11 protein-coding genes and 1 pseudogene are annotated in these 15,425 nt (G+C 52.1%); 3 read left to right on the forward strand and 9 right to left on the reverse strand.

What is annotated here, in order from left to right; genetic code table 11:
- Positions 1–132: 132 nt before the first annotated feature.
- From IPN95_28565 to IPN95_28575, 3 genes are all read left to right on the forward strand, one after another.
- The gene (locus IPN95_28565; protein ID MBK9453277.1) at positions 133–642 is read left to right on the forward strand and encodes a hypothetical protein; all 510 of its coding nucleotides are present in this window, start codon (positions 133–135) and stop codon (positions 640–642) included.
- A 6-nt stretch (positions 643–648) separates the two neighbouring features.
- On the forward strand, positions 649–1,350 hold the full coding sequence (locus IPN95_28570; protein MBK9453278.1) for a hypothetical protein: 702 nt from the start codon (positions 649–651) through the stop codon (positions 1,348–1,350).
- Positions 1,351–1,870: 520 nt separating this feature from the next.
- Positions 1,871–2,983 carry a phage tail sheath family protein gene (locus IPN95_28575; GenBank protein MBK9453279.1) on the forward strand — a complete coding sequence of 371 codons (1,113 nt, stop codon included), beginning with the start codon at positions 1,871–1,873 and terminating at the stop codon, positions 2,981–2,983.
- An 8-nt stretch (positions 2,984–2,991) separates the two neighbouring features.
- Here IPN95_28575 and IPN95_28580 read toward each other — a convergent pair whose 3' ends face one another.
- The 9 genes and pseudogenes from IPN95_28580 to IPN95_28620 all read right to left on the reverse strand — a co-directional run bounded on the left by IPN95_28580 (position 2,992) and on the right by IPN95_28620 (position 15,156).
- A complete protein-coding gene (locus IPN95_28580) occupies positions 2,992–3,411 on the reverse strand; it encodes an immunity 22 family protein (GenBank protein MBK9453280.1) in 420 nt (139 codons plus the stop codon).
- Positions 3,412–3,481: 70 nt separating this feature from the next.
- Positions 3,482–4,861: a tryptophanase gene (locus tag IPN95_28585; GenBank protein ID MBK9453281.1), complete on the reverse strand. Its 1,380-nt coding sequence runs from the start codon at positions 4,859–4,861 to the stop codon at positions 3,482–3,484.
- A 260-nt stretch (positions 4,862–5,121) separates the two neighbouring features.
- Positions 5,122–7,528: pseudogene (locus IPN95_28590) on the reverse strand (TonB-dependent receptor).
- Positions 7,529–7,595: 67 nt separating this feature from the next.
- Positions 7,596–8,873, reverse strand: a complete 1,278-nt coding sequence (locus IPN95_28595; protein MBK9453282.1) for a HAMP domain-containing histidine kinase — start codon at positions 8,871–8,873, stop codon at positions 7,596–7,598.
- Positions 8,866–9,543: a response regulator transcription factor gene (locus IPN95_28600; protein MBK9453283.1), complete on the reverse strand. Its 678-nt coding sequence runs from the start codon at positions 9,541–9,543 to the stop codon at positions 8,866–8,868. Before IPN95_28600 ends, IPN95_28595 begins: the two co-directional genes overlap by 8 nt.
- A 162-nt stretch (positions 9,544–9,705) precedes the next feature.
- Positions 9,706–10,827: an acyl-CoA desaturase gene (locus IPN95_28605; GenBank protein MBK9453284.1), complete on the reverse strand. Its 1,122-nt coding sequence runs from the start codon at positions 10,825–10,827 to the stop codon at positions 9,706–9,708.
- 718 nt (positions 10,828–11,545) lie between these two features.
- Positions 11,546–11,977, reverse strand: a complete 432-nt coding sequence (locus tag IPN95_28610) for a T9SS type A sorting domain-containing protein (GenBank protein ID MBK9453285.1) — start codon at positions 11,975–11,977, stop codon at positions 11,546–11,548.
- Positions 11,978–13,039: 1,062 nt separating this feature from the next.
- The gene (locus tag IPN95_28615) at positions 13,040–13,759 is read right to left on the reverse strand and encodes a hypothetical protein (protein ID MBK9453286.1); all 720 of its coding nucleotides are present in this window, start codon (positions 13,757–13,759) and stop codon (positions 13,040–13,042) included.
- Positions 13,760–14,250: 491 nt separating this feature from the next.
- Positions 14,251–15,156, reverse strand: coding sequence for a transposase (locus IPN95_28620; GenBank protein MBK9453287.1), 906 nt, complete (start codon positions 15,154–15,156; stop codon positions 14,251–14,253).
- Positions 15,157–15,425: the final 269 nt, after the last annotated feature.

The following is a 15,425-nucleotide window of genomic DNA, read 5'->3' on the forward strand; positions in this document are numbered from 1 at the left end:
GTCAAAATGCATATCTTGCACGATAAATTGGGCGGCAAGGCAGTGGATTCAAATCTAACACCGGCAAAGTCATCGATCAATTCTGACTTCTACCGTTCGATGGAGAAGCCCGCTTTGAAAGCCTCGGGCCTGTTGAATGGTGACCGCCGAAACCCGGCGGCGAACGAAAAATGGCAGACGATCTGGTACAGTGTGAAGATCGACTACCACGGTGGCGACGCGTTGTCGCAGCAATTCCCCAAATCCGTACATGCCGACTGGGGATACCACTTGGCCTCCAAAAACTGGGAAAAGGGCAAGCGAGTCAAGTCTTGGTCAGCATTTCCCGAAGTTCCGGACTGGGCGACAAAGCGGTATATCATCAACGAAGACGGCAAAGGGGCCTTGGGAAATATGGAATACAACGGCACCAAATTCTCCAAGGAATTTGTCAACTTGCTTGTGGAGGAGCGAAATAAGCCATTTGCTCCAAAGGACAAGACTAGGAAAAATTATTTAACTCCAAATGAACTGGAAAGCCGACTTAGTCATCGTGTGTCTGAGTCTGGTCTTGGAAGTAAATTCATTCTAGAGACGGAATTCCTTCTTGACGCGTTAATGGATTCGCAATCCAGTATAAAACTTGACGGAAAGGCAATATAATATACTATGAAAGAAAAATTTGACACCCTTTTTGAAAATTTGAGGAATAATGCTCTCGTGAACGTAGAACAAGCAAATTTGGGGAACCCTTTGAGAGCATCGTCAATAAATGCTGGCAAGGAAGAATATCAGAAGGTACTTGGAACGAATACAATATCCATTTTCCAAGAATTCAATAGTGTTTTTCTTGCGTGGAAATATTCAATGGATCACGATCATGTTTGGGGAGGAGAAATTAGAATATCCCCATACCTTGTCATCTTAGGCAAAAGTAAAGTTCCATTTGAAGCCTCGCCCGATAATAAAAAAATGCTAGAATTCCTTGGGAATATCCATCTTTTGGACCATTTCCAATATTCCCTCCAATCAACCCTCAAAGTCGGCTTAGAACTCCGCGATGGCGCAGAGCATCTATGGCTCTGGAACGACAATGGAGAGAAATATCCATTGAGCTTAAGTATCCCGCAATACTTCGAGCGGCTTCTTGAAACAAAGGGCTTTATTGGCTGGCAATACTTTTTCGTGGATTTGGGTGCCTGCGATTTTTCAGACCCTTACTTTTCTGAAAACTTCGCAGCCGTGCCTAACGACGGAACAGCGAGGATGGAGGAATTTCTACAGGTGATGCCCAAGCTGTTTCCCGATCAGGATTACGCCTTCTACCAGGAGCGCCTAGTATTTTTCAAGGAGGCCAACGCGAAGTTTTGATACTTCCAGGTGGCTTTTCAAGTCCAAGTTCGGTACTCCTCAGCGAGGGGCCGATCGCAGTGTGGTTCTTCAACAACATCCACCGTATCCAACTCCGAGGAATACGCAGGAGTTGGACAGGCCTTGTTCCCAAAAAGGTCTTCGAAGCCTCCGCCAACATCGTCGAGGGAGAAGCGTGTCGAAGCAGCTTCTCGGCGGCGCCGCCAATGCCACCGTGTCCTCGCGAAGCGGGATCGAACGTATCATGGGCCTCACGATTCCCGTGAACACCGTGTCCTCGCGAAGCGGGATCGACCTCTTCCTCAGCATCCTCATCATCCTCAGCATCCTCGGCCTCCACAAGGCATGTCCCGAGCGAAGGTCATGGGCGTGATCAAAAGAGTCGGCGGCAAGCTCTGCGCCTTCATTGGAATTGCATGCATTCCATTCGCCGCCCCAACAATCCGATTGGAATTCCAATCCCAATTCGGCATCATTGCATGACTTTTTTCTGCGTCCCAACTATCACCCATTTCGTCGAATGGCACTCTATCGCTCCCCCGGAGTTTATATTGACGAACTTCCCGAACTCCCCAATAGGATCGTAGAAGTTCCTACAGCGATCCCGGCATTTTTGGGATTCACCGAAAAAACCGTGAATGCGGTCACGAGGATCGCTTCCATGGCAGGGGAGGCCTATGCAGTCTACGATGCCACCTTGGCGCAAAGTGCGGCGCGCAAGGACCGGTTCACCCTGATCGATATTCATGGCAAGGCGCCCGCTTTGTCGGTTTCGGACGCCGCAACCGAACTGAGGAATGGAATCGGGTCATCCAATTTGGGTTACGGTGCGGTTTATTTTCCGGACCTGATCACAGACATGCAGTATCCCGACGATGCGGTTCAATTGGCCGCAACGGGCGATTTTCAGGACTTGAATGGTCTGACGTTGGGCCGAGCGGAGAAGCTCGCCAATGGAACGATTCCTGCCGATCAAGCTCTGCGAACGGCGATCACGACGCAACTGAATGCGATTCGAATGCTCGTCCAAGCGTTGATCGCCAATGCCCCCATCCGCATGGCGCCGAGTGCTGCGATGGCAGGCGTGTATGCAATGGTCGACATGATGCGCGGCGTTTGGAAAGCCCCCGCTAGTGTGGGTATTCAGCAGGTGACCGAATTGGCTGTATATCTCAACGATTCAGATCAAGCGATGCTCAATGTGGATGCTACGGGCGGAAAATCGATCAATGCGATTCGGCGCTTCGTCGGAAGAGGAATCGTCGTTTGGGGAGCCCGCACGCTTGACGGAAACAGCAGTGATTGGCGGTATGTTCCGGTGCGAAGGCTTTTGATCATGGTGGAACAGAGCATCAAGACATCCACGCAATGGGTTGTCTTTGAGCCCAATGACGGCCCCACATGGCAACGCGTCAAAGACGCGGTGTCCCAATTCCTGCAGGGTCTTTGGACACAAGGCGCTTTCGCAGGAAGCAAACCATCCGAAGCCTTCTTTGTCAATTGTGGCTTGGATTCAACCATGACCGCACTCGACGTGCTCGACGGTCGTATGATCCTTCAGATCGGAGTGGCTCCGATAAGACCAGCAGAATTTATCATCCTGCAACTCGTGTTTCAGGTGCAGGGGGGGTGATCCAATCCTCAAATCGGCCGGCTCTGCCGGTTATAGCGGAACGAACCAAGGGATGCAATCCAATTCGTTTCCGCCAAGATTGGAATCCGTTGCTCAAACGGGAATTGAAAATCAAACAGTAAGATCACGGCGTTGGGTTTTTCTGCCTCAAAAGCGGCGAACTTTTCGGTAAAAGCATCGATAAAGGAAGTCGAATAACTCGCGCCCTTCAAAAAATTGACAGCCTCCAATGGAGGATTTTCATAGAATTCGAATTCCCGCAATTCCGGTGTGTACCTGCCCAAATGGAAGTCCTCCTGAAACATCGAGGAGGGCTCATCCTCCTCATAATCGATCCGGACGTAGCCTCGGAGTGCCATTACCACGGGAAAGTTTCCCACCCAAATGGAAACATAACCCGCTTTTCGATAATCTGATTTCTTTTCCATACAGGAATCTGTGCCGTTGGTGACGCATTTGGTCCTTCTTCATGCGTCTTGCCAATTTAGCTGTTCCCCCTCAAACCCGCTCAAAAAACGCGGTAAAATGCCGCAGAAACTTCGGCTCCTTCGTGATTCTGTAGCCGGTCACCTTGGCGCGATTCGCCCAGAGATGCTCGAAGACCTCGATCACGTAGTCGATATGACTTTGGGTGTACACGCGCCGGGGCACCGCCAAGCGCACGAGGTCACGCGGCGCAGGAATCAGCTTGCCGGCCTCGTCATATTTTCCAAACATCACCGAACCGACCTCCACCGAACGGATGCCACCCGTGAGATACAATTCGCAGACGAGGGCTTGGCCGGGATATTGATCCACAGGGATTTGCGGATAAAAGGCGCGGGCATCGACATAGACCGCATGTCCACCGACGGGCAAAATCATCGGCACGCCGATTTTGGCCATGTGTTCGCCCAGGTAGGCGTTGCTTTTGATCCGGTAGTTCAAATAGCCCGGGTCAAAGACCTCCTGCAGGCCCACCGCCAAGGCCTCCATATCCCTTCCCGAAAGGCCGCCATACGTGCTGAAACCCTCCGTGATGATCAGCAACATCGTGCACGCCGTCGCCAATTCCTCGTTGCGCAGGGTTAGGAATCCGCCCATGTTTACCAGGCCATCCTTTTTGGCGCTCATCACAATGCCATCCGCCAAGGCACACATTTCCTGCGCGATTTCCTTGTAGGTCCGGTCGGAATAGCCCTGCTCTTTGTGTTTGATGAACCAGGCGTTTTCGGCGATGCGACAGGCGTCGAGCACCATCAGAATGCCATGCGCGCGGCAAATTTCCGCCACAGCCTTGGCATTGCCCATCGAAACGGGTTGGCCGCCGCTGCTGTTATTGGTGACCGTGAGAATGACCGCCGACATGTCGGCTGCACCCTGACGCCGAATCAGATCCTTCAATGCTGCAATGTCCAGATTTCCATGAAAATCAGGATCATACCCTTCGCTGCCGGGCTTGGCAAGGTAGTCGAAAGCCACCGCGCCGGAAAATTCGATGTTGGCGCGGGTCGTATCAAAATGCGTATTCGACACGAAAACCTTGCCTTTGCCACCCAGATGCCCGTACAGAATGCGTTCGGCAGCGCGGCCTTGATGCGTCGGGAGAATGAATTCCATGCCCGTCAAATCCTTGATCGCCGCCTCCAACTTGAACCAGCTATTTGCCCCGGCATACGATTCGTCGCCTTGCATCATCGCCGACCATTGCGCCGCACTCATCGCCGAAGTCCCCGAATCCGTCAGGAAATCAATCAAAACCTGATTCGAATGCAGCAAAAACGGATTGTAATGCGCCTCCTTCAAAAAAGCAATCCGCTCCTCGGGCGTCGTCAACGAGATCGGTTCGACAGTTTTGATCCGAAAGGGCTCGATAATGGTCTTGAACTGGATGGACATGGCATTAAATTTTGCACGAATCACAGCGTCGAAATAGCGCTTCGCCACAAAGTTGGACCAAGCCAACCGCCGATAAAATGACCTGCGTCAGCAAATGGACCATGGAATTGAAGCATTGAATGACCATCCGACCACTTTTGTCCTTGGTCTTCGTGCCGATTCTCAGCACAAAACTTCGTGTCTTCGTGTCTTCGTGGCCAGATTCTCAGCACAAAACTTCGTGTCTTGGTGCCTTGGTGGCCAGAATTCAAAACAAAACCTCAAAACTTATAAGAATACCCCACCCGAAACACCTGCGTCTCATACAAATCATTGCTCAACACCGTAAATCCATTCCCCGTGATGGTCTTCTTGATCCGCATGGTATTCAGCAAATCCGAACCATTCAAAAACAGTTCGCCTTTGCCCTTTTGAATTCCTTTTTTCACGCCAAAGTCTATGGCATACCGTGACGCAATGCGTGCCTGAGGCAGCACATCCGGAGCTAGATAAATCCCCGTCAACTGAAGGTCAATCTTGCCCGGCAGGTGGAAAATCGCATTCGCCTTCGCATTGCCACTCCAATTGGATTCCGCCGCACTTTCATAGCTGATCGGCACGGGATAATAGGTCACACCTGCAAACGCATCAATGGTGTTTTTGTACCCATTCACTGTGAAATTCAACGTGACGCGTTCGCCCAGATTTTTGCTCAGGAACAGTTCGAGGCCCGTGCTGCGCCCGTTGCCTGCGTTTTGCGTGACCGCGTTGATGAGCGTGCTGCCGGGCGTCTGCGTGAGCACCCGCGTGAGGAGATTGCTGCTTGCACGGTGGTAAAAGCTCGCGTAGAAATTGCCCGAAGCCCAGGTGGTTTTGTAGGCCATTTCGAAGGAATGCGTGAACTGCGGCTTCAAACCCGGATTCCCGACCTTCAGCACCTCCGGATCGTCGTATTTGGGAAACATCCGCAGATCCACCTCGTCGGGCCGGTCCACGCGGCGGTTGTAGCTGATTTGGAGCTTGTTGCGGTCATTCATCTTCCAGGCAAACCGCGTACTCGGGAAGGGTTGAATGTATTGATAACCGTCGTTGTCATAAACATTGGCGGTGTCGTCGATGGTGTAGGCCACATTCACAAATTCCATCCGCAGGCCCGCTTCCCATTCGAAGTGTTTTTTGTCCAAAACGTAGTTTCCGTACAGGGCCGTGATCAATTCGTCGTATTGGGAGCGGCCATCGGCATTTTGGTCCAAGATGCTCGAATCCCCGGGAATGAAGGCAATCATCTAGGGAATAAACCGCCAACGCACCTTCGAACCCGCCTCAAAACGGCCTTGCTTCAAGGGTTTGACATAGTCGAAGTTCAGGTCCATCACGTTTTCGTCGTACAACAAATGCACGGTGTCGGCGCTTGCGGAGCTCGGCAGGATGTTGTCGAAATAAAACCATTCGTCCTCCTGATGCCAGGTATAGTTGTACCGCAGGTCGAATTTATGCCCCGGCTGACTGAATTTATGGGTCCAATTGGCGGCTGCGTTGGCGGATTTGTTGATTTCGCTTTCGTAGAAGAGCCACAGGCGTTGCCGGTTGGTCAAGTCGGCGTTGAAGTAGGGGACATCCCCGCGGTCAATATGCCCTTCGCGGTTGAAAAGGCCCGAAATGTTCAAGCTGTTGCGGTCATTGAGGCTCCAATCCACGCCGGTTTTTACCGTGTAAATGAGCTGAGAACGGTTTTCGAGGAATTGTCCGCGCACCACCGAACCGTCGTCGTAGGTCCGGTCGATGTATTCGTTTTTGTTCAAAGACTTCTGCACCAAGGCATCGCCCTGAAAGAACCAATTCAGGTTTTTGCGGCGGTAATTGAAGGAAAGCGTGGGATTGATTTTGGGCGTTTGTCCGTATTGTGGCCGGATGGTCGGCAGGTTATCCGCCTTTTCGGTGAGGGCGCCGATGCCACCGATGAGGCCGATTTTGCCATTCAAGCCCTTTTCCTCGCTCTTTTTGTAGATGATGTTGATGATCCCCGCCATGCCATTGGCATCGTATTTCGCGCCGGGATTGTGGATGATTTCGATGCGTTCCACGGCGGATGCGGGAATGTTGTCGAGTCCGGCTTGGCTGCCAAATCCCGTCAGCGCCGTTTGTTTGCCGTCGATGAGCACCGTGACCTTGTCACTGCCACGCATCGCGACCTTCCCGCCTTGATCAATCGTCACGCCGGGGAGATTCTGCATCGCCTGCAAGAGCGATCCGCCGGATTGGCTTATGTTTTGATCCATGTTGAAGCTTTGTTTTTCCAGCCCGACGCTGTTTTCAGGTGAGCGCCCTTCAATGACCACGTCCTCGGTCGTGATCGATTTCTCCGCCAAAGTGACCGTCCCGAGATCGAGAAATTCGCTGAGGCTACCCACCGTGATCGGCATCCACTGCGTTTCTTGGGCCATTCCTTGAAAACGAACGACATAGTCACCGCTTGGAACGTTGGAAAGGACGAACCGACCTTCGGCATTCGTCAAGGTGCCGCTCACGAAGACCGAATCCGGAAGGCGGTAGAGCATCACGGAAATGTATTCCAACGCCGCGCCTTCTTCAGGACCGACAACCTTGCCCGGATAGGGTGACCTTGGTTTGGGCAGGGGCGAAGATGCCAGTAACACTGAACAGGAACAGGATGAGTATTTTTTTCATTTTTGTTGATCAACTTGACGCTACGGTGGCCAAGTTCCAGTCCAATTTGGAAGAATTTTTGAATGCGTTACGCTTTGTTAAAATCAAGGCTAAACACATGCTTTTGATCCTCAAAACAATAGCTGAGTTGCCAATGATTGAGATCAGCGATTTTTTTCACCACCGATAGCCCCAACCCGTTTCCCTTTGATTTGGAAGAGATTTTCGAGAAGCGTTGAAAGACTTCCTCCTGCGGCAATGCTTCACCAATGCCGGTATTCGTGACCCGCAACTTGCCTTTGACCAATTGGATTTCTACGGTTCCTTGAAAGACATTATGCCGAATCGCATTGAGCAGCAGGTTACTGACAGCTATTTCAAGCAGCGCTGGGTTTGCCATCAACCGCAAGTCTTCGGAAACTGTGGTTTTGAACGCGATTTGTTGTGCAATTGCCTGTTCCTGAAAAAAGGGAAGGAGGGACTTGAGGATGGCAGTGACTGAAATGTCCTCATTTGCGGCATAGACCTGACTTTCCATTTTGGAAAGGAGGAGCAAGTTTTTGTTCAAACGCTGCAATCGACTGATGGACGATTCCAAATTTTCAAGCATTTCTCCTTGCGCTTCATTCAAATCCTGGCGCTGCATCATCATGTCGATTTGAGTTTGCATGATGGCGAGCGGCGTCTGAAGTTCGTGTGCCGCGCTATCCACAAATTCACGTTGCAGCGCAAAGGCCCGTCGATTTTTCTCCATCAATTTGCGCAAGACAAGGTTCAGTCGCTCAAATTCAAGAGTTTTTGAACCACCCAATTCGATGAATTGCGATTTCTCAATCTCAAAGTTTTCCATGACCGTCAGCGTGTCATAAAACGGGCGCCAAAGGCGTTTACTCTGCCACCTTGTAATCAAATACATCCCCAAGAGCGACATCAAAATGACCGCAACAAAGAGTTGCGTGATGCTGTTGAGGAAATCTTCCGACTCGATCTGATTCATCCTTGCCATGAAAGTAAAGGGCCTGCCTTCGATCGTCACCGGCGTCAGAAGCACGCGGTAAGGTTCATTTTCTGCATCCAGGGTATCGTAAAAAAACTGTCCAAAAACAGAATCTCTCTTCAAATTTTGGTCCTCGGGCAAGATCGTGACATCTCTGTTGACCTTATTCCAGAATGCTATTTCATCCAGTTGCAACGTCGGAAGGGTATAATGGAGGAACTCTTTTTTGCGCAATTGCAGGGCCTCATCAGAATCTTCAACCGCAAGGCCCTCCGTGATGCGGAAAAATAGGGGTATCGAAACAATGAGAATCAGGGCCGACACCAGCATATTGGCGCGAAGTGTTTGGGTAAGCAGTTTTTTAGCCATTTTTCCATTTATAGCCTAGCCCGTAGACAGTTTGGATATAGTCCTGAAAACCGGCTTCATGTAGCTTTTTCTTCAGATTCTTGACGTGCGCATAGACAAAGTCATGGTTATCAAGCATATCTGCCATGTCGCCCGACAAGTGCTCAGCAATCGCTGCCTTGCTCAATACACTGTTTTCATTGCCAACCAGAAAAAGCAGAAGGTCCAGCTCGGTTTTCGTCAAATCCAATTTCTTGTCAGAAACATACACCTCCTTTGCCAATAGGTTGATTCTTAGATCGTTGATCTTTAGTTCGTTGTGTCCTGAAAATTGCCTTCGACGAAAAAGTGCCTGTATCCGCACGAGCAATTCAGCAAGGTGGAACGGCTTGGTCAAATAATCGTCCGCACCAATTTGAAGTGCCTCAATCCGCGATTCAAGCGTCTCTTTTGCCGACAGCACGATCACCCCATCCGTCCTGACGGACCTTTTGAGATGCAGCAAAACCTCAAGCCCATTCCCATCCGGAAGCATCAAATCCAGCAAGATACAATCATAGGAATGCATTTCGATTTTGTACAAAGCAGATTGGATATCCCCTGCAACTTCACAACGGATTGCATGTCCGTTCAGGTAACTGACGATTGTTTCCACCAATGCCGGTTCATCCTCGACAAGCAAAATCTTCATGATCCAAATCTCGGCAGCAATCTTGAATGAAATTTGAATTTCCCAGCCAGGACACCCAAAGGCGAAGCGCCCAAAAACCAAAAGTGCGCCGTCCCTAAAGAACAGCGCACTTTCCATCGCTTCACAGAAGCCCGCTCGTCCTCGAACGGCTTCCTCGAACTGTCAATTGGTATGGCTCCAAGCCGGCACCGGCGGATGGGCTTCTCCTTTTTCGTGGCCGAAGCGTTTCAGTATCCGCAAGTGTGACTTCACGGCACCTAGCATCGTCGGATGCGCGAAGTAGGGGATGCCAAATTCGTGCGCCGTTTCCCGTGTGATCTTCGAAATCGCAGGGAAATGCACGTGGTTGATCAAGGGAAACAGGTGATGTTCGACCTGGAAATTCAGGCCACCGCAAAAGAAACAGACAATCTTACTTTCAATCGCGAAGTTCGCAGTGGTGTACATTTGGTGGACAGCCCAGGCACTTTCGATATTTCCGACATCGTCAGGAATTGGAAAGTGGGTCTCTTCGACGACGTGCGCCAACATGAACACGATTGCCAAAGTGAAGCCTTCGAAGTAATGACTGACCAAAAACGCAGCCAAAATATGGTACCAAGGCGCTTGAATGAAGATAAATGGCAAAGCAATGAACAGCGAATAGTACAAAGCCTTTCCCACAAACAGCCGAATCCACTGTTTCCGCGGATGGCTTGGTGTCGCGATGCTGCCGATATGGTCTTGCGACATCTTCTTGTAGTCCTTCACAAAGACCCAAGACAAAGTCGCCAAGCCGTAGGCGGGTAGCGCAAGGATATGCTGCCAACGGTGAATCGGCTTCAGCGGCTTGTGCGGGGACATGCGCATGAAAGGGGCAGATTCGAGGTCTTCATCGGCACCTTCGATGTTGGTATAGGTATGGTGCGCCTTGTTGTGCATGATGCCCCATGTATAGTCATTCGCCCCGACCAAATTGAAAAGCCAGGAAAAGACCGTATTCCACTTCGAACTCGCAAACAAGGACCCGTGGATCGCATCGTGGCAGATTCCCAATCCGCTGAAGGCCGAAAACAGACCGATGTTGATGAACAGCAAATACACCGCCCAAACCGGCAAGGGAAACACGAGCAACGTGATCAGCGAACCGAAAATCATCGTCACGTAGAGAATGATCTTGAAACGCATGAGCCCATTGGCATGGGTGGAAATTCCGTTGTCTTTGAAGTAAGCGTCCACGCGGCGCTTCAAAACGGGGTAAAATTCGGCTTTGTCTTTCCCGGTAAACTTGATTTTCTGAATCATAAACGCATTTTTACCATTAGAGCATGAAGAACAAATCCGTCGGAGAGCGTGGGTTGATTTCTCTACGACCCTGCGAACAACCCTGATCCAAGACCAAGACGCATCCACAGCGACTGCAAAGTTACGGAAGACCATCCACAATCCAAACGCCCGTTAGGCACACCGTATATGATTGTGGTCAGCCACATTTGAAGCGGCGGCCTCCTAATGAAGCGGCGGCCTCCTATTGAAGCGGCGGCCTCCGGCCGAACGCTGATCCTGCAGCAAGCCTCCGGCTTAAGAAAGGAAGAGACCCTGTCAAGGCCGCATCCCGATTACCGCCAAACACCCGACATCCCGCAATCAATCCCAACCGCAGCCAAAAACAGCAAATGCCCCGTTCCATGAATAGCCAACCTGTTTGCGCTCCGAGCTGATTTTTCGGCCCGCGGCCGCAATATCAGCGGGGAGGAAATACAATGGATACCCGCAATGCTACCCAGACGCCGCTCCTCCGGAGCAAGACCCGCGGCAAATCCTGCGTGTCCGGTAGCATCGCCGACGCTGGAGGTGCAAGAAATGTAGCGTCATCGGCGCTCACACCGCATTTCGGTAGCGCCGCCGACGCACTCCAACCACCATTCGAAAATACCTCCAAAACCATTCCCATTCGACTAAAACAAAAACCGCTGACCAGATCTTAAAATCCGGTCAGCGGTTTTTTATTCGAGGCTCATCCCTACTGTACAACCACCTTGAACATCCGCCGTTGCTCCACGCCGGATGTCACTTCCACGAGATAGGTGCCAGGAGTTAAATACCGGATGTCAATGGCTACCTCGTGATGCAACTCCGGTAGGGTTTGCACCTGCAATTGCCGGCCAAACATGTCCGAGATCTTCACCGTGAACGCATCAACAATCGGAGAAGCCGTGCGCAAACGCAATTCGCCTTGACCTATGCTGCGGGAAACCGGGTTGGGGTAGAGGGAGAGTCCGCCAAAATTCCCCATCCCAGCGTCAATGCCGACGAAGGTCACAAACAGGGTATCACTGACCGCCGTGCAGCCATTGCTGTCTGTCACCATGATCGAATAACTACCTGACTGTGTGACGATATACGTTCCGCCATTCGCGCCGGAAATGTTGTTGCCATTCAACAGCCATTGCATCGTCGGGTACGTCGGGGTACAAATCACCGAATTGCCATTTGCGAAAGGGTAGGGGTGGGAGCCGGTATTGCAACCACGGTGAAGGTTTGCGTAGCAGAGCAACCTGCACCGTCCGTCACCGTCACCGAATAGCTGCCGGGGGCCAAGCCAACCAAATCCTGCGTGCTGTCTCCCGTACTCCAAACGTAGGAATAGCCTAAACAGTCGTTACCACCGGATGGACTCAAGTCGATCATCCCTGCAGTATCCCCTGCACAGGTCGAGGCCACGCCCGCATTGGTCAAAATTGCTGCCGGGCTCAGGATCGTCACACTATCCACCGCGGTCCCGCCGCCTGCATCGGTGACGGTCACGTAATAGACACCTGCTGCCAAACCCGAAATGGTCGCCGTCGTGGCCCCGTTGCTCCACAAATAGGTGTCGTTGCCACAGCCTCCGCTTCCGGATACATGGGCAATCCCATCGTTGCCACCCGGACATGTGAGGTGGTAGCCACACAGGGACGAATCAGGCCAAGCTTGCGTCGTCGGTGGCCCCACGACGGTGATGTTGGTCACGCAGTGGATGTTCCCGTTCGCATCCGTCACCGTCAAGGTCACAGCGTTGGAGCCGACATTTCCGCAGGTGAAGGCGGATTGGCTCAGGTTCAGGCTATTGATCGTGCAATTAGCGGTCGGTGCTGCCGCTGCCTTACTGCGGCTGCGGTTACCGTACCGTTTCCATTGACATCCAAGGTCACCGTGACAGCCTGACAATTCGCTATCGGCGCAACATTGTCCACATTGACCGTTAACAGCGATCCGCGGCGAATTCGAACAGGATCCACCCGTCGCTTCGGCATAGTAGGTTGTTGTCACAGTAGGGGTGACCACAAAGTTGGCCCCGCTGCACCTCGATCCAATGGCGACGCCGCCCGAGGGCACCGTGAACCAAGAAATGGTATTGCCGACCGAGGTGGCATTCATATCAGCCGATCCACCAGGGCATATCATCGAAGGAATGGCTGTCACATTGAAGTTGGTGTGGCAAGGAGGCACAATCACATCCGGTGTGATCACGACCTCACCATTCCCGAGCCGAAATCCACTTGTCAATGTGCCGCCGGTCACGCCGCCGATGTAGGAAGATCCACCGCCACCGCCGCCAAAGGCCGCCACCGCCGCCATACCATCCGCCGCCGCCGCCTGCACCACAAGCGCCATCACCTTCGCCGCGACCACCTGCGCCAAAAGATCCCGCCTGCGGTGTATGGCAACATGCGACGCCTGCCGCACCGCCAGCCGACTGCGTGCCGCCTTTGCCACCGCTTTGCGGCCAAGTATTCCAAGTGCCGCCGTCTCCGCCAATCAATCCGCCGCCAGCGCCACCTGCACGGTTTTGACTCGCCGAATTGGTGCCGCCGCCGCCGCCGCCTCCGACGATCACCCGGTTGGCCAAGCCATAAGGGCTGATGCGCACGTCCGATCCGCCCCCACCCGTGCCACCCGAAGACGGTGCCGTAAATCCTGCCCCGCCATTGTAACCACCCGTAGGCGTCGTGGAGTTGAAATGGGCTCCTGCGCCGCCAACATACACCTCGAGCACCTGTCCCGGCGTCACCGACAGCGAACCTTGGGCCCGTCCTCCCATGCCTCCGGGTGCATTTGCAATACCGCCACCTTGCGCGCCTTTGGCATCGATCGTGACCGAAATCACCCCGGGCGGAACGGTATAAGTCTGAACGCCGCCCGTATAGGAAAAGGTCGTTGCCTGCGCCCAAAAGGGTATTCCCCGCGGAAACAAGCAGCAGCACCGCCAACATCATTCTACCCATCCTGCCCCGTTGATGCAGAATACCTTGCATTGATCGTAGTGTTTTTCTCATGTCTTAAAGTGTTGATAAAGGAGTCCCACAAAATAGGAATTCTTGCGCGATTTCTTTTCACGTACAGCTGGGAATTTGACGATGAAATTTATGCCGGTCGGAACCCTTGCCAGCAGCGGCCCTCTTTTGAAGCGGCGGCCCTCTTTTGAAGCGGCGGCCCTCTTTTGAAGCGGCGGATTTCTATGGTGTATGCAAGTGATGTGACAAATATTTTTCATGTTTTTTTTCTGGACATTTAAGGCAATAGGGAGCCCTTACCGCACTGTGCGATATTTTTGAGCAGGTTTTGATTGCCAAGTGGTTGCGGTTACGCCACTGTTTTCGGAACTTCGTGTACAGGCGATCCTCCCTGACGCAAGCACAGACCCTGTGGATGATCTTGTTGCGTATTGCATTGATTACTATGAACTTATTCTTCCCTCAGCGATCTTTCGGTCGAAATAGACCTTGAACTCTCCTCTGCTTGCAGGGCGCTTGTCGCGCATATGTGCAACAATGACTTTAATCGCTTGTTGGCCTTGTGGGAGACCTTGTTCCGTCCCCTGATACTTGTCCCGGAACTATGTTCGAAGGGGGCACAACCGGCATTGCAAGCCAGCTTGCGGGGGTCGTTAATGTACTTGAACTCGTTGGTGGCGATGATGAGGTTGGTTGCGGTGACGAAGCCCACTCCCTGTACCGATGTCACAACCTCGTAGAGTCTGGCCAGCACGGCATCACCCATCATGATCTCCAAGATTTGCTTTTCAATCGCCTTGGCCTCTTTCCTGGCGGCTTCAATGGTCTTTTTCGAGGCGTCTTTGATCTTCTCATAGTGCCCCCTTTGCCTTGAAGGACTTGATCCGTTGACCGGAACCGCCAGCTTACTGATCACCGCCATCAGGCGCGTACGTGAAGCCATCAGGTCGGCGAGCAAGGTAATCTCTTTGCGCGGGGTTCCCCAAAGCTTGGCGTCGGCCCTGAAACGGTGGGCGTAATCGGCGATCCTGCTCGCGTCGACCTTGTCGTTCTTGCCCCGCATCAGGCTGCCAGACCCATTCTTGATGCAAGCAGCAACCTCCATCCAAACCGCAAAGTCCAAGCGATGCAGGGTCTCAAGGACGGTAAGTCCATAGATCCCAGTGTGTTCAAGGCATGCCAGGCATTCCTTTACCCTGAAGCCCTCAAAGGAGCGCATCCACTTAATTGCCTCCTTGATCCCGCCTGGATCGTTCGGGACCCTGTTGAAGCCCAGACGGACGCTTGAATTGCGAATGCAAAAATCCAGATGGCCTTTGGAAATGTCGATTCCGACAAAAAAACTGTACTTTTCCATAAATTTTTAGAATAAGTTCTTTCGTTGAAAAGCCAGCAGCGAAGGGCTCTCCCAGGACCTTTAATGGGTCTTTCCCAGGTTTCTATTCGGGGTATCCCAAAGCAACTGGCAGGAGACTGAATCCGCGGGGTGGGGCTAACCCCCGGCCTCCGGCATAGTTCCCTCCTGCCAGTGCTGACTTATCAACATATCAACGTTAATCCACAAAGAAAAAGAAGCAAAAAGAAAGATTACTACAACAACATGGTTATTCTTTTCTTTGCAAACCT

Source organism: Bacteroidota bacterium (assembly GCA_016718825.1).
In the GTDB taxonomy this organism is placed as follows: domain Bacteria; phylum Bacteroidota; class Bacteroidia; order J057; family JADKCL01; genus JADKCL01.